The 17,365-nt window shown below is 64.1% G+C and carries 15 protein-coding genes; 7 read left to right on the top strand and 8 right to left on the bottom strand.

Features of this window, described 5'->3' with window-relative positions; genetic code table 11:
* Positions 1-445 precede the first annotated feature (445 nt).
* Positions 446-1,723 (bottom strand): ArgE/DapE family deacylase, encoded by a 1,278-nt coding sequence (locus tag BM222_RS26515; protein WP_092234481.1) that lies wholly within the window; start codon positions 1,721-1,723, stop codon positions 446-448.
* A 51-nt stretch (positions 1,724-1,774) separates the two neighbouring features.
* The gene (locus BM222_RS26520) at positions 1,775-2,500 is read right to left on the bottom strand and encodes a pyridoxamine 5'-phosphate oxidase family protein (RefSeq protein ID WP_092234726.1); all 726 of its coding nucleotides are present in this window, start codon (positions 2,498-2,500) and stop codon (positions 1,775-1,777) included.
* A 75-nt stretch (positions 2,501-2,575) separates the two neighbouring features.
* Between BM222_RS26520 and pdxR the strand changes: the two genes are divergently transcribed.
* Together pdxR and BM222_RS26530 are read left to right on the top strand one after the other, a co-directional pair.
* Positions 2,576-4,039 (top strand): MocR-like pyridoxine biosynthesis transcription factor PdxR, encoded by a 1,464-nt coding sequence (pdxR, locus tag BM222_RS26525; RefSeq protein ID WP_092234484.1) that lies wholly within the window; start codon positions 2,576-2,578, stop codon positions 4,037-4,039.
* A gap of 69 nt (positions 4,040-4,108) precedes the next feature.
* Complete coding sequence (locus BM222_RS26530) at positions 4,109-4,366, top strand: DUF6719 family protein (protein WP_092234487.1); 258 nt, start codon at positions 4,109-4,111, stop codon at positions 4,364-4,366.
* A gap of 4 nt (positions 4,367-4,370) precedes the next feature.
* Here the strand turns inward: BM222_RS26530 and BM222_RS26535 are convergent, their stop codons facing one another.
* From BM222_RS26535 to BM222_RS26540, 3 genes are all read right to left on the bottom strand, one after another.
* The gene (locus BM222_RS26535) at positions 4,371-4,736 is read right to left on the bottom strand and encodes a hypothetical protein (RefSeq protein WP_092234489.1); all 366 of its coding nucleotides are present in this window, start codon (positions 4,734-4,736) and stop codon (positions 4,371-4,373) included.
* A gap of 34 nt (positions 4,737-4,770) precedes the next feature.
* Positions 4,771-4,935 (bottom strand): hypothetical protein, encoded by a 165-nt coding sequence (locus tag BM222_RS41320; RefSeq protein ID WP_177243476.1) that lies wholly within the window; start codon positions 4,933-4,935, stop codon positions 4,771-4,773.
* Positions 4,936-5,207: 272 nt separating this feature from the next.
* A complete protein-coding gene (locus BM222_RS26540) occupies positions 5,208-5,756 on the bottom strand; it encodes a CreA family protein (protein WP_092234492.1) in 549 nt (182 codons plus the stop codon).
* A gap of 207 nt (positions 5,757-5,963) precedes the next feature.
* Between BM222_RS26540 and BM222_RS26545 the strand changes: the two genes are divergently transcribed.
* From BM222_RS26545 to BM222_RS26560, 4 genes are all read left to right on the top strand, one after another.
* Complete coding sequence (locus BM222_RS26545; protein ID WP_177243477.1) at positions 5,964-7,607, top strand: L,D-transpeptidase; 1,644 nt, start codon at positions 5,964-5,966, stop codon at positions 7,605-7,607.
* A gap of 86 nt (positions 7,608-7,693) precedes the next feature.
* Complete coding sequence (locus tag BM222_RS26550; protein ID WP_092234499.1) at positions 7,694-8,263, top strand: glutathione peroxidase; 570 nt, start codon at positions 7,694-7,696, stop codon at positions 8,261-8,263.
* A 175-nt stretch (positions 8,264-8,438) separates the two neighbouring features.
* Positions 8,439-9,455: a polysaccharide deacetylase family protein gene (locus BM222_RS26555; protein WP_092234728.1), complete on the top strand. Its 1,017-nt coding sequence runs from the start codon at positions 8,439-8,441 to the stop codon at positions 9,453-9,455.
* A 7-nt stretch (positions 9,456-9,462) separates the two neighbouring features.
* Entirely contained in the window at positions 9,463-10,014 is a 552-nt protein-coding gene (locus BM222_RS26560; RefSeq protein WP_177243478.1) for a dihydrofolate reductase, read from the top strand.
* Positions 10,015-10,017: 3 nt separating this feature from the next.
* Here BM222_RS26560 and BM222_RS26565 read toward each other — a convergent pair whose 3' ends face one another.
* Together BM222_RS26565 and BM222_RS26570 are read right to left on the bottom strand one after the other, a co-directional pair.
* Positions 10,018-10,470 (bottom strand): DoxX family protein, encoded by a 453-nt coding sequence (locus BM222_RS26565; RefSeq protein WP_092234500.1) that lies wholly within the window; start codon positions 10,468-10,470, stop codon positions 10,018-10,020.
* A gap of 337 nt (positions 10,471-10,807) precedes the next feature.
* On the bottom strand, positions 10,808-13,120 hold the full coding sequence (locus tag BM222_RS26570) for an NADP-dependent malic enzyme (RefSeq protein ID WP_092234503.1): 2,313 nt from the start codon (positions 13,118-13,120) through the stop codon (positions 10,808-10,810).
* Positions 13,121-13,366: 246 nt separating this feature from the next.
* On the opposite strand from BM222_RS26570, the gene BM222_RS26575 reads away from it, so the two are divergent.
* The gene (locus BM222_RS26575) at positions 13,367-15,334 is read left to right on the top strand and encodes an aq_1923 C-terminal domain (RefSeq protein WP_092234506.1); all 1,968 of its coding nucleotides are present in this window, start codon (positions 13,367-13,369) and stop codon (positions 15,332-15,334) included.
* A 138-nt stretch (positions 15,335-15,472) separates the two neighbouring features.
* On the opposite strand, the gene aspS is transcribed toward BM222_RS26575, so the two are convergent.
* Entirely contained in the window at positions 15,473-17,245 is a 1,773-nt protein-coding gene (gene aspS, locus BM222_RS26580) for an aspartate--tRNA ligase (RefSeq protein WP_092234508.1), read from the bottom strand.
* Positions 17,246-17,365 lie beyond the last annotated feature (120 nt).

The raw sequence follows: 17,365 nt of genomic DNA on the forward strand, positions 1-17,365 counted from the left end.
CTGCCCGCCGCAAGCGGAATGTTGGTGCAGTCGTGACCCTCGCGACGACCGAATGTGAGTTTGATCTGGCATGCAAACCAGATTGCCAAAACCGGCTCGACCCTTGGATCGCAAACCGAAAGGAGCTTCCGCCGCTACGCCCGACCACACCAGCCTGATGGCGTGCTCGGTCAAGTCAAGGTCAAGCCGCTGCGCGGCGGCCCTCCGGGCCGACCTTGACGTGACCTGCGCGCGCCATCTTCACACTGCCACGGTCGGGACGAAGAGCTGGCCTGCAATCGAACAAAGAGCTGATCAAACACCTTGACACGCAAACTCCCCATGTGAGCAATCCAGCCTGCCGCCTCAGCAACAGTCTGGATTGCTTCGTCGCACCAGCGCAAAATTGCTACGCAATTTTGTCGCGGGCTCCTCGCAATGACGGCGGAGAGATCGGGACTCGCTCCTACGCCTTCTCCACCCCGCACCATTCCGCAATGAACAGCGCCATCGCCTTGGTGGTCTTCTTCAGCGAGTCCAGCTCGACATATTCGTTGAAGCCGTGCATCGCGCCGCCGCTGGCGCCGAAGCAAAGGCTCGGAATGCCGCAGTTGAGGCCGTAGAAGCGAGTGTCGGTCAGAGCGGTGAAGACGAGATCCTCGACCGCACCGCCATAGACCTTGTTGAACGCCTTGCCGAACGCGGCTTCCGGCGCGGCGGAATCGGTCAGCTCATAACCTTCCGAGAGGAAGCCCGACCATTCGACCTCCGGCGGGTTGTTGGCGAGGAAGCGGTGATTGCGCGAGGCGGCTGTGACGCAGGCAAGGATCTCCTTCTGGTGATCGGCGACCGACCAACCGGGCAGAACGGCGATGCGGCAATCGACGTCGCACCAGGCCGGCACGCTGGAGGCCCAATCGCCGCCCTTGATGATGCCGGGGTTGAAGTTGATGGGGTGGTTGAGCGTCTTGAAGTGACGATGGGCCTTGGCGCGCTCATTCCACTCGATCTCGAGCTTCTGCAAGGCTTGGACAAGGTGATAGGCCGCCATGATCGCATTGGAGCCGGAGCCGGCAAACGCAACATGCGTCGGATGGCCCTTCACCCGCAGGCGAAACCAAATCACGCCGACCTGCGAGCGCACCATCTTGCCGCCTGTCGGTTCCGGAATGAAGCAGGCATCGGCGCGATAGCCGCGCTGCAGCGTCGAGAGGGCGCCGACGCCGGTGCTCTCCTCCTCGATGACAGACTGAAAGTGAATCCGCGCCGTCGGCTTGAAGCCAGCCGCTTTGATCGCGTCCAGCGCATAGAGCGCCCCGATGGTGCCCGACTTCATGTCGCAGGCTCCGCGGCCGAACATCTTGCCGTCCTTGACGATCGGCGAGAACGGCGGGGTATCCCACAATTCCAGCGGCCCCGCAGGCACAACATCGCAGTGGCCCTGGAGGATCAGCGATTTGCCGGCCTCGGTCGTCGGGCGATAGGTGCCGACGACGGAACGTGCCCTGGAGAAATCATGCTCGATCGGTCCGAAGCCGCGCAGATCTCGCAAATCGTCGACATTGATGTGCCAGTCGTCGACCTCGTAGCCCCGCGCGCGCAGGAGATCGCCCATCATGTCCTGGCACGGCCCCTCCGCCCCACGGGTCGAAGGGATCGCGACGAACTCACGGGTGGTCGCGAGCTGGGCTTCGAAGCCGGCGTCGACCGCGTCAAGAATCCTCTGCTGCGTTTCGGCATTCATTGGGCAACTCCGCGCATCCGTTGATCAATTGTGCGCGCAAGCTAGCCGATTTCAGCCGTTCGGGTACTCCGCAAAATAAGCATCCCGCAATGCATCTTCGAGCAGTCGGCCTTCCGAGTAGCCCTTGAGTGTCGCAGGCCGGCTCACGCCATCGAGCAGACGCGAACAAGGTTCCGGCGCGCCGAGAACGGTGCGGACCGGAATGCGCTCGGCATAGATGGGCAATTCGTAGTCCTCATCGTCGTCGGCAACGCCCTTGGCGCGGACCTTTGCGGAGGCCTCCTCGATTTGCATCGCGATGAAGGAGGTCGCCTTGACCTCCTGGGTGCTGCTGGCCCGCAGGCTCGCCGTGCGACCCGGAAAGAAGCGGTCGACCATGGCGACCACGGCCCGCTCCTTCTCCGCGGGGTCGGTGACCAGATAGGCGGTGCCAAAGGCCATGACCGCGCGATAATCGGCGGAGTGATTGAAGCCGCAGCGCGCCAGCACCAGGCTGTCGAGATGCGCGACCGTCAGGCACACCCGGTCACCCCTGGTCTGGTTGCGCAGCATGCGGCTCGCGCTCGAACCGTGCCAATAGAGTTTTGTGCCCTCGCGCCAGAAGAAGGTCGGCGTGCAATAGGGCTGCCCCTCGATCACATAGGACACGTGGCACATCATCGAGGAGTCCAGGATGCGGTGAACGGTGGCATGATCATAGAAGCCGCGGTCGTGCCGGCGCTTCACCTGGTTGCGTGCTGACGTCGGATAGGACTGTTGGCTTTCAATCTGGCTCACGGCCGCTCCTGTCATGCCCCGAACAATTCCAGAAGAGTTGTAGCTGCGCATTTGGTCTGCGATAGTACCAATTCCATGCAAATAATTCCGACCAATTCGCCTGGGAAAGCCGAGCTGCCGCTCGATCTGACTGGCCCCCACATCACCGCCGGCGCCTCCTCGGCGCACCGGCTCTATCAGGCGCTGTGCGAGATGATCGTCTCCGGCCTGGTGAAATCAGGCGAGCCGCTGCCGCCGTCGCGCAGGCTGGCAAAGCAGACCGGCTTTCGGCGCAACGCCGTCGTCACGGCATACGAACGTCTGATCGCCGACGGATTTGCGCAAGCGACCGTCGGCTCGGGGACCTTCGTCGCCGCGCGCATTCCCGCACGCGCCGTAGCCGCAAACAAGCCGATGGTCATCGTCGAGGCGCCCAGGCAAGGCGCGCTGGCGCTCGGCTGCACTCATATTGACGCGCGCGCTGTACAACGTTTTCGCGCTTTCGCCGGCCGGCGGATGCGGGCCTTCGGTGGCGAACATCTGCATTACGGCGACCCGCGCGGCAGCCGCGAGTTGCGCGTTGCGATCGCCGATCATCTGCTGTCGGCGCGGGGGCTGCGCTGCGATCCTGATCAGATCATGCTGACGTCAGGAACGCTGCACACGCTGCGAATCGTTCTCAGCGCGATCCTGAAGCCCGGCGATCAGGTCTGGTGCGAGGACCCTGGCTACCCCATTGCGCGCAGGACCATGGCGCAGTGCGGCTATCGCATTGTGCCCGTTCCGGTCGACGTGGACGGACTGCAGGTCGCCAGGGGCCGCGCCGCCGCGCCGTCCGCGCGCGCAGCCTATGTCACACCGTCGCATCAGTTTCCGCTGGGCGTGCAGATGTCGATGCCGCGCCGGGTCGAGCTGCTCGACTGGGCCAAGCAGGCCGGCGCGTTCGTGTTCGAGGACGACTACGACAGCGAGTTCCGCTACGACGGCGCGCCGCTGATGTCGCTTGCTGGCATCGATCAGCTCCAGCGCGTGATCTACATGGGCACGTTCGCCAAGACGCTGTTTCCGGGCCTTCGCATCGGCTATTGCGCCCTGCCCGAGAACCTGATTGCCGACGTCACGGCCGCACGCGCTGCGCTCGATCGTTTCCCCGGGACGCTGATGGAAGGCGCCGTCGCTGACATGCTGAACTCCGGCGCGTTCGCGGCCAATCTGAAGCGCGTACGAAAACTCTATCGCGAGGCGCGCGACGTCTTGGCCCAAACGCTCGAAGCGACGTCAGATGGTACGCTGTCGGTCCCGGTGCCGTCGCAGGGCTTGCACCTGGTCGCGCGGTTCGATCCGTCGGTTGCCCCGGCGATTGCGGCCGAGGCGAAGCTGGCCGCGGGCGCGGAAGGCTGGTTGCTCGCCGACACCTATGCGCGGGCACGCCCTTTGCCCGGTTTCGTGCTGGGATTCTCGGGGCACGCGGTTCCAGACCTCGTCTCCGCCGCCGAACGGCTGGCCCGGGAAGCGCGCGCCGCCTTGCGCAGCAAAGCCAAATCGGCTCGTCGGGCGTGACGAAGGTTGACTATCAGAATCGCGGACCGCTCCTTAACATCGCGGCAATCGATTCCGGGATCTCTCATCGTGTCAGACGCTACGTCATTTGCCCGCGCAACCTGCCTTGCGCTTCTGATCTCCACCATCCTTGCCTCGACGGCCTACGCAACGACGGTCGGCCGTGAGCAGGATATCGTCGATCTCAAGCTCGGCCAGCGGGTGCAAGTGGATGACGGAACTTGTCCGGCCGGACAGGTCAAGGAAGTGCGCGGTTCGAAGATGACGGACAAGGGCGTCGTGCGAACAGCCAATTGCGTGGCGCGATTCGGCCCGAAGTCGAGGTGACGGCTCAAGACTTCGCGGGGTCGAACATGCACTGCAAGGTCGGCTTGGCGATCTTGGTGAAGGTCGCGCCGATCTCGCTCTGCTTCGCGGCCGGCACCCAATCGGTCTCGATGGTCGGAACACCGGTCTCGCTGATGCCGCGCAGCAGTGCTTCGCGGAGGTCGCGATCCTCGACCACGGCGGCGGCATGATCGTGCAGGCAGCCGCAAACCTCTTCCGGATGCTCCCAGCGTCCGAGCATACGCGGAGCACATTGCCGCACGAACTCGTTACGCGCGTCCGGCAACCGGCTCGGTGCGCGCACCTGCGCCTGAGAGGAGCCGATCGTCAGAAGGAACAGGAACGCCGCAGCGCCGAGACGAAGGTACATGATGGCCTTTGACGGCTGATTTTCTTATTTGGGATCAGACGCGCGACGCCAGGACGACCGGCTGCGGCGCAGTCGTGGTGATCGGCGAGCCACTGTACTGGAAGGTGCCGATGCCGGGCAAAGTGCCGTCAGGTGCGCCGGCAAACGAGGAACCGGCGAGCACGAAGCCGAAAGCGAGGATGAAGCTGAGCGCGCGCATGATCTGTCTCCGAATTGCGGGGCCGGCGGTGTGCCGTCGTCGTTGTCAGCCTGATAACCATCTGCGGTTTCTCCCGTGATGCGCCAAAAGCCCAAAATGATGTCGTTCCCGATGAGAATTGTTTCGTCGCCCTCGCGCGACGAAACAATTCCCCGAAATCATCAATCATTTCAGATGGGGGCGCGCGATGGCTTGAACCAGCTTGGGAGCAAGCGTCCACGCAGCGCGAGCACTGAGTGAACGCCAGCGCGTCACTGGTGAACGCCAGAGCGTCACTGCGTGAAGAAGTCGCCGCACTTCTGGACGTTCGCGTCAGCCGGCCCCCACGGCATGATCGGCACGGTCGAGGTCGAGTTCTTCGGCGATCCCTCGATCAGCTTGTCTGAATAGACCATGTAGACCAGCACATTGCGCTTGGCGTCGCAGCCACGCACGATCTGCATCTTCTTGAAGAAAAGCGAGCGGCGCTTGCGGAACATGTCGTCGCCCTGTTCCATCTTGTCCTTGAACTTGATCGGACCGATCTGGCGGCAGGCCAGCGAGACGTCCGAGACCTCCTCGGCAAGACCGAGCCAGCCCTTGAACCCACCCTTTTCCGGCACGGTGAAATGACAGGCCACGCCCTCGACTTCTGGATCATCCAGCCCATAGGTCGCGAGCTTGTCATTCGGGCTCATCCATTTGAACACCGTGGAGCGGCGGAAGATGAGATCGGGCTCGTCGGCGGCGGAGGCGGACGCCAGCGGCACGGTCAGAGCGAGAAGGAATAAAGCAAGGCCTTTCAAGCGGATGCCGGAAAGACCGGGGAAACGAGATGACATGAAGTTCTCCGGTAACAAGTCCTCGCAATGTAGGCACGAGGCGGCCGATCAGGAAGGTGACGGAAGCCGGCCGCGGCCGCCGTTTACCGCTCCGTGAGGCTTTTCTGCTACGTCCAAAACAAAAGTCGCTGATCGCAGAACTGCCGTGCTGGTGAACGCGTATCCCCTCTGCGACACTAACGTCTGAATAGGATGCGGATTCGAGGAATGAACAGCGTGAACGGGTCCCATGTTTCAGCCGCATCGGCACGGCTGTGGCAGGTCGCTCTTCTGGCGGCGGCCGGTGCGATCGGTACGGCTGGTCAGGCTGAAGCAGCGTTCTATTATTATCCCGATTATTCCGACGGAGCGTACGGACGGCAGGAGCGGTATCCCGAGGAGCCGCGCGTGAAGCCGCAGAAGCGCGGCGCGGCAGCCGCAAAGACCAAGAAAGCGTCGCACCTCGAGAAGGAGACCAACGCGAAGCCGCAGGGTCCACTCGTCATCGTGGTCTCGATCGACCGGCAGAAGGTGACGGTCTACGACTCCAACGGCGTGTTCGCGGAGTCGCCGGTGTCGACGGGCATGAAGGGCCATTCGACGCCGATGGGCGTGTTCAGCGTCATCCAGAAGCACAAATTCCACCACTCCAACATCTATAGCGGCGCGCCGATGCCGTACATGCAGCGCATCACCTGGTCCGGCGTCGCCATGCATGCCGGCGTGCTGCCGGGCTATCCGGCCTCGCACGGCTGCATCCGCATGCCGATGGCGTTCGCGGTGAAGATGTGGAACTGGACCAAGATGGGTGCGCGCGTGATCGTATCGCCCGGCCAGATGACACCGCAAAGCTTCTCGCATCCGTTGCTCGCCTCGCTGCGCGCTACGCCGCAGCCTGCGGCAAGCCTCGAGCCGACGACCAGCGCCGGCGAGAAGGCGGACAAGGGCGCGCCGGAGACCAAGGTCGCGGACGCCAAATCTGTCGAAATCGGGCCTGTTGAGACCAAAACCGCCAGCGCTGAAGGCGTGCCGGAGCTGCGCTCCACGGTCGGCCATATCGTGATGTCGGATGCGACCACGGGCAATGCGCCGATCCGCGACGAAGGCGCCAAGGCTGAGGTCGAGACCGACGTCGAGGCCTCCGAGCTGGCCAGGCAGCCCCAGGCCACTGCCAAGGCGGACGAAACGGCTAAGCCCACAGATGCGGCGAATACTGCAGCGAAGCCAGCCGAGGCCGCGGAAGCGCCCAAGGCAAGTTCGGATGCAGAGCCGACCAAGGCCGACGCAGCCGCGATCGAGCCAAAGCCCGACGCCGCGTCGGCCATGGCCCCCGCGCAAGCCGCTTCTCCGGACGTGACGAAAGACCCGACCCGTGTCGCCGATCCCGCGCCGTCGGTGAAGCCCGAATTGCCAAAGCGGGGCGGCCAGATTGCGGTGTTCATCAGCCGCAAGGATTCCAAGCTCTATGTGCGGCAGAACTTTGCGCCGCTGTTCGATGTGCCCGTGACGATTGCGGCGAGCGACCGGCCGCTCGGCACCCATGTCTTCACTGCCGAAGCCGACAAGACCGATGCCAATGCGCTGCATTGGTCAGTGGTGTCGCTGCCCGTCGCCGTCCGTGCCGCCGCGCGCGACGATGACGGTCACGTCCTGCGCCGCCAGCGCGGCGCCGCGGTGATCCCCGTTGCCGCAAAGCCCGTCATCACGCCCGACAGCCCGGCCGAGGCACTGGACCGGATCACGATCCCTGCAGACGCCATAGCCAAGATCAACGAGATGCTCACGTCGGGCGGCTCGGTCATCGTGTCCGACCAGGGCATCAACCAGGGTGAAACCGGCGAAGGCACCGACTTCATCGTCCGCCTCTACTAGCCGGGCACCGCGATAACGCGGTGTTGAGCAGGCCAGTCGCCGCGGCGGAGTAAGCTTCGCCCCGGATCACATCCGGGGACGCCGCCATGTTGAACCGCAGAACCGTACTCACGACGGCGCTGCTCGCAGCAGCCGCCTCGGCAACGCGCGCACGGGCCGGTGGCGGGATGAGCCGGATGCCCGCGTACCCATTCTCTTTCCCCGCGCTATCAGGTGACGACATTCGCCTCGCCGCCTTCACTGGCAAGCCGCTGCTGATCGTCAACACGGCCTCGCTCTGCGGCTACACCCCGCAATATCAGGGGCTGCAGGAGATCTGGAGCGAGTTTCGCGAGCGCGGCTTTACGGTCATCGCTGTCCCCTCCAATGATTTCGGCGGCCAGGAGCCCGGCGGCACCAGCGAGATCTCGGAGACCGCGCACCACCAATACGGCGTTACCTTTCCGATCGCCGCCAAGGCCGTCGTGGTCGGACCAAAAGCGCATCCTTTCTACAAATGGGCGGCCGAGGCGCGCCCCAAGGAGGTTCCGAAGTGGAACTTCCACAAATACCTTATTGGCCACGACGGCTACATCGCCGAGGTATTTCCATCCGCCGTGGAGCCAGCCGACACCCGCATCAAGACCGCGATTGCCCGGGCGTTGGCGGACAGCTGATGCGCCCGACTCAAACAGGGCTGGGCACAATTGTCGTGGAGCGTCAAACAGCCGTTGCAATGGCGATGGAGCACCATCTAGGCTAGGATCAGCGCTAAGATATTTGGGCAGGATGGGTTTTGCCGGAGGCGAAAAGCCGCGGCGGAACAACGGGATCAATCTCGAGGACAACACCATGCGTGTGGCGGCAAAACTGATTTTGGCAAGCGCGATCTCCGTTGCGCTGACAGGCGCGGCATGGTCGCAGACCCCGGCTGCAAAACCCGCGGCCGCGACGCAGGCGGCTCCCGCGGCCACACCGGCTGCGGCTCCGGCAGCCGCGGCCCCAGCAGCGGCTGCGGCGCAACCGAACGCCGCCGCGTTCCCGCCTCCGCCGCAACAGGCGCCGCAGCCGGCGCGCGCCGCGTGCACCAATCCGAACGCGCTGGGCGTCGCCCGCACCGTCGAGATCGACACGACAGGCGGCCCCGGCTTCGGCTTCGAGCATTTCAAGGAGCTCGACTTCCTGCGCGACAAGGAGGTCGTGCTGACCTTCGACGACGGCCCCTGGCCGCGCAACACGCCTGCCGTGCTGAAGGCGCTCGCCGACCAGTGCACCACCGGCATCTTCTTCTCGATCGGCAAGCACGCCACCTACGAGCCGGAGCTCCTGAAGCAGGTTTACGCGGCCGGTCACACCGTCGGCACCCACACCTGGTCGCACGCCAACCTCAACGACAAGAAGCTGTCCGAAGCGCAGCGCAAGGAGGAGATCGAGAAAGGCATCAGCGCCGTGAAATGGGCGCTCGGAGGTATCTCGCCGGCCGCATTCTTCCGCTTCCCGGCGCTGCAACATCCGCCTGAAATGGTCACCTATCTCGGCAACCGCAATGTCGCGATCTTCTCCTGCGACATCGACTCCTTCGACTTCAAGGCGTCGAAGCCCGAGAAGGTGATCGACACCGTGATGAAGGGGCTCGAGAAGAAGGGCAAAGGCATCATCCTGATGCACGACTTCCAGAAGCACACGGCGGAAGCCCTGCCGGAGCTGCTGAACCGCCTCAAGGCCGGCGGCTACAAGATCGTGGCGATGCGCGCCAAGGCGCCGGTCGCCTCGCTGCCCGAATACGACCAGGAACTGATGAAGGACGTGAAGCTGCCGACGGTGAGCACGCGTCCGGTCAATTCCGTGGTGACGACCGTTTCCGAATAGCCGTCACTTGTCGTTCCATTTCGAAGGCTACGTCATTGTCTCGGCGGACGGCATGCTTGCCGACGCCAGCCATGTCATGCCCGACAGTCTGAGGTTCAAAGGCGACAAGCTGTTCTTCGAGCAGGCGCTCGACGGTGCCGCGCTGATCGTGCACGGCCGCAACTCCTATGAGGCGCAGGCGAACTCGCCCAAGCGCAAGCGGCTGATCCTGACCCGCAAGATCAAGACCCTCACCGTCGATCCGGAGATGCCGAACGCGACGCTGTGGAATCCCGCGCATGCGAGCTTCGAGGAAGCCTGCGCCTTTGCCGATGTCGCTTCGGGACGGGTCGCCGTCATCGGCGGCCCCACCGTGTTCGACATGTTCATGGACCGCTACGACACGTTCTGGCTGTCGGAAGCCCCGCATGTGCGGCTGCCCGGTGGCGAAGGCTGTTTTGGGGATGTACCCAAGCGGACGCCGCACGAGGTGCTGACGTCACACGGACTGAACCCGGGCGCGCCGTATCTGCTCGATGCGGCGCATGATGTGACCGTCACGCCTTGGCGGCGCAGCTAGCGCCTACACGTCCCCGTAAGCCGTCTCGGCCGAGCGCGTGGCGCGGCCATAGCCCATGATCATGAACAGCGCGCCGATGATCGAGAGATTCTTCAGCGCGTCGATCACGACTGCCGCGTTCTCAGGCGCCGCCTGATTCCAGAAATCCGAGAACAGGACCGTCGAGGCCGCGACGTCAATCACCATCAGCATCGCAAAGAAGCGCGCGCCGAAATTCAGCGCAATCATCAGCCCCGCGATGACCTCGAGGCCGCCGACCGCGATCGCCAGAAGTTGCGGCGTGGTCATGGCGGTCGCCGCCTCGACCTGCTTGGCGTAGGGCGCGATCACATCGGGGATCACGAGCTTGCCAGCGATGAAATTCGCCGTCGCCTGGATGGCGAAGAGTTTGGTCGCGCCCGTGTAGATGAACAGCACGGCGAATAGAATTCGCCCGAAAGTCACGAACGCTGGCATGGTCGGCCTCTTGGCAAAATACTGGGCACGGGGTGCGCCTGCGGATTATGGAGAGTCCGATTGCGGTTTTCAAACGGGGAAATGGAAAACTGCGCGTTATTCGAATCTGGTGGTGTGGGCGGACTCCTGCTCCCCTTGTGGGAGAAGTGGCGTAGGCGGCCTTCGGCCGCCGTACTTAGCAACGCCGAAGCGAGCTTCGGCTACGGCGCTGGATGAGGGGTTCTCTCCACGACTTCAATTCAGAGAGGCGTCGCGGAGAGAACCCCTCACCCGTCTCGCCGCTACCGCGGCGAGCCACCCTCTCCCGCAGAACGAGAGGGAAAGCAGGACCTGGCCCTTACGTAAACAGGGTCGGCTGCTGCCGGGCCGCACGCTCCTGCGCTTCCACGACCGCCACCGCGGTCATGTTGAGGATACCGCGCGCGGTCACCGACGGCGTGAGGATGTGCGCGGTCCGCGCCGGACCGATCAGGATCGGGCCCACGGGGAGCGCGTCCGCCAGCGACTTGATCATCTGATAAGCGACGTTGGCGGTATCCAGGCTCGGCATGATCATGATGTTGGCCTCGCCCTCGAGCTTGGAGTGCGGCAGCACCATCTTTCGCGCGGCAGCCGAAAGTGCGGTGTCGCCCTGCATCTCGCCGTCCGCCTCGATCTCGGGATGCTTCTCCCTCAGCAACTGGGTCGCCCGGCGCATCTTGCGCGAGGAGTCGGTGTCGTAGCTGCCGAAATCCGAATGCGAGACGAACGCGATCTTCGGCTTGATGTTGAAGCGCTGGACGTGGACCGCTGCGAGCGAGGCGATCTCGGCGAGCTCCTCCGGGCCCGGATTCGGCCGGACCTGGGTGTCGGCAATGAAGAAGGCGCCCTTGCTGGTGATCAGCAGCGCCAGTGCGGCATAGTCGCTGACGCCAGGCGAAAAGCCGACGATCTCGCGGACATGACGCAGATGGCTCATATAGCGGCCCTCGACGCCGCAGAGCATGGCGTCCGCCTCCCCGCGCGTCACCGCGAGCGCCGCAATGACCGTGTTGTTGGTGCGCACCACCGTGCGCGCCGCATCCGGCGTTACGCCCCGCCGGCCGGCGAGCTCGACATAGGACTGCACGTAGGAACGATAGCGCGGATCGTCCTCGGGATTGACGAGGTCGAAATCCTTGCCGGCCTTGATGGACAGGCCGAAGCGCTTGATGCGCGCCTCCACCACCGAGGGACGGCCGACCAGGATCGGCGTCGCCAGCTTCTCCTCCAGCACCACCTGCGTGGCGCGCAGCACGCGCTCGTCCTCGCCTTCGGCGTAGATCACGCGCACCGGCTGGGTCTTGGCCTTGGCGAACATCGGCTTCATGACGAGGCCGGAGCGGAACGCGAAGCGCTCGAGCAGCGCGCGATACTCGTCGAAATTGGTGATGGGGCGCGTCGCGACACCTGATTCCATCGCCGCCTTGGCAACGGCGGGCGCGATGCGGAGAATCAACCTGGGATCAAACGGGCTCGGGATCAGCGAGCCGGGCCCGAAGCCGCCCGCCTCGCCGGTGTCGAGGCTGCCCTGGGAGACCGCGTCCGACGGTGCCTCGCGCGCGAGCTGCGCGATGGCCTCGACGGCGGCGTGCTTCATCTCCTCGTTGATGGCGCTGGCGCCGACATCGAGCGCGCCGCGGAAGATGAAGGGGAAACAGAGGACGTTGTTGACCTGGTTCGGATAGTCCGAGCGCCCGGTGCAGATCATGGCGTCGGGACGTACTTTTCGCGCTTCTTCCGGCATGATCTCAGGCGTCGGATTGGCGAGCGCCATGATCAGCGGCTTCTCGCCCATTGCCTTGCACATCTCGGGCTTGAGCACGCCGGGTGCCGACAGACCGATGAAGATGTCGGCGCCGCCGATGACGTCGCCAAGCGTGCGCTTCTCGGTCTTCTGCGCGTAGACGGCCTTCCAGCGATCCATCGTGGTATTGCGGCCCTCATGCACGAGGCCGTCGATGTCGCAGACCCAGATGTTCTTGCGCTGCGCCCCCATCGAGACCAGCAGGTTGAGGGTCGCGATGGCCGCGGCCCCTGCTCCCGACGCCACGATCTTGACCTCCGACAGCTTCTTGCCGTTCAGGCGCAAACCATTGCTGATGGCGGCGGCGACGATGATCGCGGTGCCGTGCTGATCGTCATGGAAGACCGGAATCTTCATGCGCTCCTTCAGCTGCGCCTCGATCTCGAAACATTCCGGGCCGCGGATGTCTTCGAGATTGATGCCGCCGAAGGTGGGCTCGAGCGCCGCCACGGTCTCGACCACGCGCTCGATGGTGTCGGCGGCGATCTCGATGTCGAACACGTCGATGCCGGCGAATTTCTTGAACAGGACCGCCTTGCCCTCCATCACCGGCTTGGACGCCAGCGGGCCGATATTGCCGAGGCCGAGCACCGCCGTGCCGTTGGAAACGACGGCGACCAGATTGGCGCGGGTCGTCAGGGTCGCGGCTTCCGCCGGGTTCTTGGCGATCTCGGTGCAGGCGGCGGCAACGCCCGGAGAATAGGCAAGCGCGAGGTCGCGCTGGTTGGCGAGCGGCTTGCTCGCCTGGATCTCGAGCTTTCCGGGGCGCGGCAGACGGTGATAGGCCAGTGCCGCCTGGTGGAGATCATCAGAATAGGACGACATGCGGTCTCTTGCCTCGCGTTACCGGCCTCAAAATGCCTCATCCGGAGCAGCCGTCCAAGCGGACAGTATTTCCGGGTCATGGAAACCGGATGAAGCACGGCCGAAGGCCCGGTGGCAACATCCGATTGCATCCCCATCAACAGGGCGCGCCGTCAAACATCTGATTGCGCTAGCTTTCCCTGGACCTTGCGACGTTTCCCGAATATGCCAGGTTGCGCAGCGCACAACGAACAACTGGAGCTGGGAATGAAGCGAATCCTGATCGGCCTGATCGTGGCAGCCGTGCTCGCGGCGGGCGGATGGTTCGGCTTCAACCTCTATGTCGAGCATCGCGTCACCACCGGGATCGAAGCGGCTTTGGAGCAGATCCGCAGCCGAGGCGGCAAGGCGAGCCACGGCAGGATCGGGTTCGATCTGCCGAGCCGCACCCTGACGATCGAGAACATCAACGTCGAGCCCGCCGAGCCGGAGCTGGCCAACATCAAGATCGCAAAGCTCGTGGCTGTCGGCGTACGCCAGCCGGACGAGGCTCATTTCGCGGCGGACGGCATCGAAGTGTCCGGGGTCGAAGTCGCCTTCACCTATACCGTTCGGGCGAAGGTGAAAGCCAACTACAAGATCCCGCAGATCACCGCTCGCGACTTTGCCGGTCCCACCAGAGCCGCGAGCGCTCAGCTATCCGGCTCGATCATGGACGTGTATCGCTTCATGCTCGCGCAATTCGCAGCCGTCTCGGCGTCCTCGATCGTGGTGCCGACCGTCATGGTCAATATCGATGCCGGCCCCAGTACGGCCGGCAGCGGAGACTTCGTCTATTCCGGGCTTTCGGTCGGGAACGTCAATCGCGGCAAGATCGAAATGACCAAGACAGATCGCGTCGCTTACTCCCTCGACGTGAGCCAGCCGGGCAAGCCGGAAAAGATGACCGCCGAGCTGTCGGGCCTGGAGGCGAACGATTTCGACGCAACCGCGATAACGGCCGCACTCGATCCGCAGGGATCGGGCGACGACGGCTTCCACAGGATTTATCGGCGCATCTCGGTCAAGTCGTACACGGTGATGATGGCCGCGGGGGTGCGCGTGCTCATCGGCGGCTTTTCATTCGACGACATCGCGATCCAACCGTCGAAATTCCGCCCCGCCGAGATCATGACATTGATGCCGGCAGACCGCTCGGTCCCGACGGCGGCGCAGTCGCGCGAGATGATCGCGAAGGTGGCCGACATCTTCGAGGGCTTTCGGATCGGCAAGGCCGAAGTCGGCCAGCAGACGGTCGAGACGCCGCAAGGGACGGGAAAGCTCAACGCTGTCAGATATGATCAAGATAAGATCGTGCTGGAAGGCCTCGACATGCCGACCCCGCAGGGTCAGTTCAAGATGGAGCACTTCGCGCTGAAGTCCTTCAGCATGCCGAGCCTGATGCGCTGGGCAGCTGGCCTCGTCACGCCCGGGCGAGCGCCCGCGCCGGACCAGATGCTGGGGGTGTTCGGCGTGCTCGCGGGCGCGGAGATTAAAGGCGTGACCGCGCCTTTCAAGAACACCAGGAAGCTGGTCACGATCGATACGCTCAGCCTGGACTGGGGGCAGCTCGTCGGCGCGATCCCGAGCAAGGCGCATGTGGTGGCGAAATTTGTCACGCCGACCGATCCATCCGATCCGAAGCAGCTCCCGTTGCTGGCCGCCGGCATCGACAAGCTCGCGATCGACTTCGATCTCGGCGCTGCCTGGACAGAACAGTCAAACAGCTTCGCACTGGCGCCGGCGATGCTTGACATCGCAGGGATCGCAAAAGCGCAATTAGGCATCACGCTCGGCAACGTACCCCGCGAGGTGTTTTCGACCGATCCCGCGCAACTGATGGGCCAGGCAGCAAGGATCGAGGCTGGCGCGCTCGCGTTCTCGCTTCGTGACAATGGCGGCGTCGAGGCCGCGTCGACGCAGTACGCACGTGGCAAAAACGTCAGCCGCGACGCTGCGCGCCAGGCGCTTGCCGACAGCGTCAGGGTCCATCGGGAGGAGATCGCCTCCGCCAATCCGGAGGCGGGTGCGGCGGTGGACGCCATTGCAAGCTTTATTGAGACGCCGGGCCAGACGCTCGTGATCAAGCTGACGCCCCGCGCCAAGGCGCCGCTGATACGGATGATGCAGCTGTTGCGGACCGATCCGCAGAGCGCACTGGCGCAGTTCAGGATCGAGGCATCGACGGGGTTGTAGGACAGTCAGGAGCGCACGCTCTCGCCCCGTCATTGCGAGGAGCGAAGCGACGAAGCAATCCAGACTTCCTCCGCGGAAAGATTCTGGATTGCTTCGCTACGCTCGCAAGGACGATGTGGAGGTAGCGTTGCCCACCACTCACTTCTGCGGCAGGTTCACCCGCACATGCAGCTCGCGGAGCTGCTTGGTGGTGGCTTCCGACGGGGCTCCCATCAAGAGATCCATCGCCTGCTGGTTCATCGGGAACAGCGAGATCTCGCGCAAATTCGTCGTGCCACAGAGCAGCATCACGATGCGGTCGACGCCTGCGGCCATGCCGCCATGCGGCGGCGCGCCGTACTGGAAGGCGCGGTACATGCCGCCGAATCGATCGACCACCTCCTGCTCGCCGTAGCCGGCGATCTCGAACGCCTTCACCATGGCTTCCGGGACGTGGTTGCGGATGCCGCCCGAAGCGATCTCGTAGCCGTTGCAGGTGATGTCGTATTGGAACGCCTTGATGGTCAGCGGATCCTGACCCTTCAGCGCGTCGAGACCACCCTGCGGCATCGAGAACGGGTTGTGCGAGAAGTCGACCTTCTTGTCGTCCTCGTTGTACTCGTACATTGGGAAGTCGACGATCCAGGCGAGCTCGAACCGCTCCTTGTCGGTGAGGTTCAATTCCTCGCCGACCTTGTTGCGCGCATGGCCCGAAAACTTCCAGAACTTGTCGGGGTCGCCGGCGACGAAGAAGGCAGCATCGCCTTCCTTGGTGCCGATCTGGGCGCGGATCGCAGCGGTGCGCTCCGGCCCGATGTTGTTCGCCAGAGGACCCGCACCCTCGCCGCCTTCGCGCCACATGATGTAGCCCAGACCAGGCTGGCCTTCACCCTGCGCCCACGAGTTCATGCGGTCGCAGAAGGCGCGGCTGCCGCCGCCCGGCGCCGGGATCGCCCAGACCTGGTTCTTGGGGTCTTCGAGCATACGCGCGAACACCTTGAAGCCGGAGCCGCGGAAATGCTCGGAGACGTCCTGCATCTCGATGGGGTTGCGCAGATCGGGCTTGTCGCTGCCGTATTTGCGCAGCGCCTCGGCAAACGGAATCCGCCGCCAGCCCTTCGTCACCGGCTTGCCCTTGGCGAACTCCTCGAACACGCCGGTGATGACGGGCTCCATCGCCGCGAACACGTCTTCCTGCGTGACAAAGCTCATCTCTACGTCGAGCTGGTAGAACTCGCCCGGCAGACGGTCGGCGCGCGGGTCCTCGTCGCGGAAGCATGGCGCGATCTGGAAGTAGCGGTCGAAGCCCGACATCATCAGCAGCTGCTTGTACTGCTGCGGCGCCTGCGGCAGCGCGTAGAATTTTCCCGGATGGATGCGCGAGGGCACCAGGAAGTCGCGCGCGCCTTCCGGCGAGGACGCGGTCAGGATCGGCGTGTTGAACTCGAAGAAGCCCTGCCCCTCCATGCGTCGGCGCATCGACTTGATGATCTCGACGCGCGTCATGATGTTCTGGTGCAGTTTTTCGCGTCGCAGGTCGAGGAAGCGATACTTCAGGCGGATGTCCTCAGGGTATTCCTGGTCGCCGAACACAGGGAGCGGCAGGTCGCCGGCAGGTCCCAGCACCTCGATCTCGCTGACGTAAACCTCGATCTTGCCGGTCGGCAGATCGTCATTGTCGGTGCCTTCGGGGCGGCGGCGGACCTTGCCGTCCATCTTGACCACGAATTCCGAGCGCAGCTTTTCGGCCAGCGAGAATGCCGGCGAATCGGGATCGACCACGCACTGGGTCAGTCCGTAGTGATCACGCAAATCAATGAACAGCACGCCGCCATGATCGCGAACGCGATGGACCCAGCCCGAGAGGCGAATGGTCTCGCCGATGTTGCTCTCGCGGAGCGCGCCGCATGTATGTGACCGGTAGCGATGCATGGTCGTCCCAAAATCAATGTCGGAGGATACGAATCGGACGGCCTGAAACGACCGGTCCGAAGCTGCGGCAGGGTTTACCCGACGAGACCGGGTGCGGCAACCAAAGGAAGGGCCTGTTTC

Source organism: Bradyrhizobium sp. Gha (assembly GCF_900113735.1).
Classification (GTDB): domain Bacteria; phylum Pseudomonadota; class Alphaproteobacteria; order Rhizobiales; family Xanthobacteraceae; genus Bradyrhizobium.

Bases quoted from the DNA above. Each gene is read 5' to 3' on its own strand.
- BM222_RS26515 (WP_092234481.1), bottom strand. From the start codon at position 1,723: ATGAATGCCGAAACGCAGCAGAGGATTCTTGACGCGGTCGACGCCGGC.
- pdxR (WP_092234484.1), top strand. From the start codon at position 2,576: ATGCAAATAATTCCGACCAATTCGCCTGGGAAAGCCGAGCTGCCGCTC.
- BM222_RS26535 (WP_092234489.1), bottom strand. From the start codon at position 4,736: ATGTACCTTCGTCTCGGCGCTGCGGCGTTCCTGTTCCTTCTGACGATC.
- BM222_RS41320 (WP_177243476.1), bottom strand. From the start codon at position 4,935: ATGCGCGCGCTCAGCTTCATCCTCGCTTTCGGCTTCGTGCTCGCCGGT.
- BM222_RS26540 (WP_092234492.1), bottom strand. From the start codon at position 5,756: ATGTCATCTCGTTTCCCCGGTCTTTCCGGCATCCGCTTGAAAGGCCTT.
- BM222_RS26545 (WP_177243477.1), top strand. From the start codon at position 5,964: ATGAACAGCGTGAACGGGTCCCATGTTTCAGCCGCATCGGCACGGCTG.
- BM222_RS26550 (WP_092234499.1), top strand. From the start codon at position 7,694: ATGTTGAACCGCAGAACCGTACTCACGACGGCGCTGCTCGCAGCAGCC.
- BM222_RS26555 (WP_092234728.1), top strand. From the start codon at position 8,439: ATGCGTGTGGCGGCAAAACTGATTTTGGCAAGCGCGATCTCCGTTGCG.
- BM222_RS26565 (WP_092234500.1), bottom strand. From the start codon at position 10,470: ATGCCAGCGTTCGTGACTTTCGGGCGAATTCTATTCGCCGTGCTGTTC.
- BM222_RS26570 (WP_092234503.1), bottom strand. From the start codon at position 13,120: ATGTCGTCCTATTCTGATGATCTCCACCAGGCGGCACTGGCCTATCAC.
- BM222_RS26575 (WP_092234506.1), top strand. From the start codon at position 13,367: ATGAAGCGAATCCTGATCGGCCTGATCGTGGCAGCCGTGCTCGCGGCG.
- aspS (WP_092234508.1), bottom strand. From the start codon at position 17,245: ATGCATCGCTACCGGTCACATACATGCGGCGCGCTCCGCGAGAGCAAC.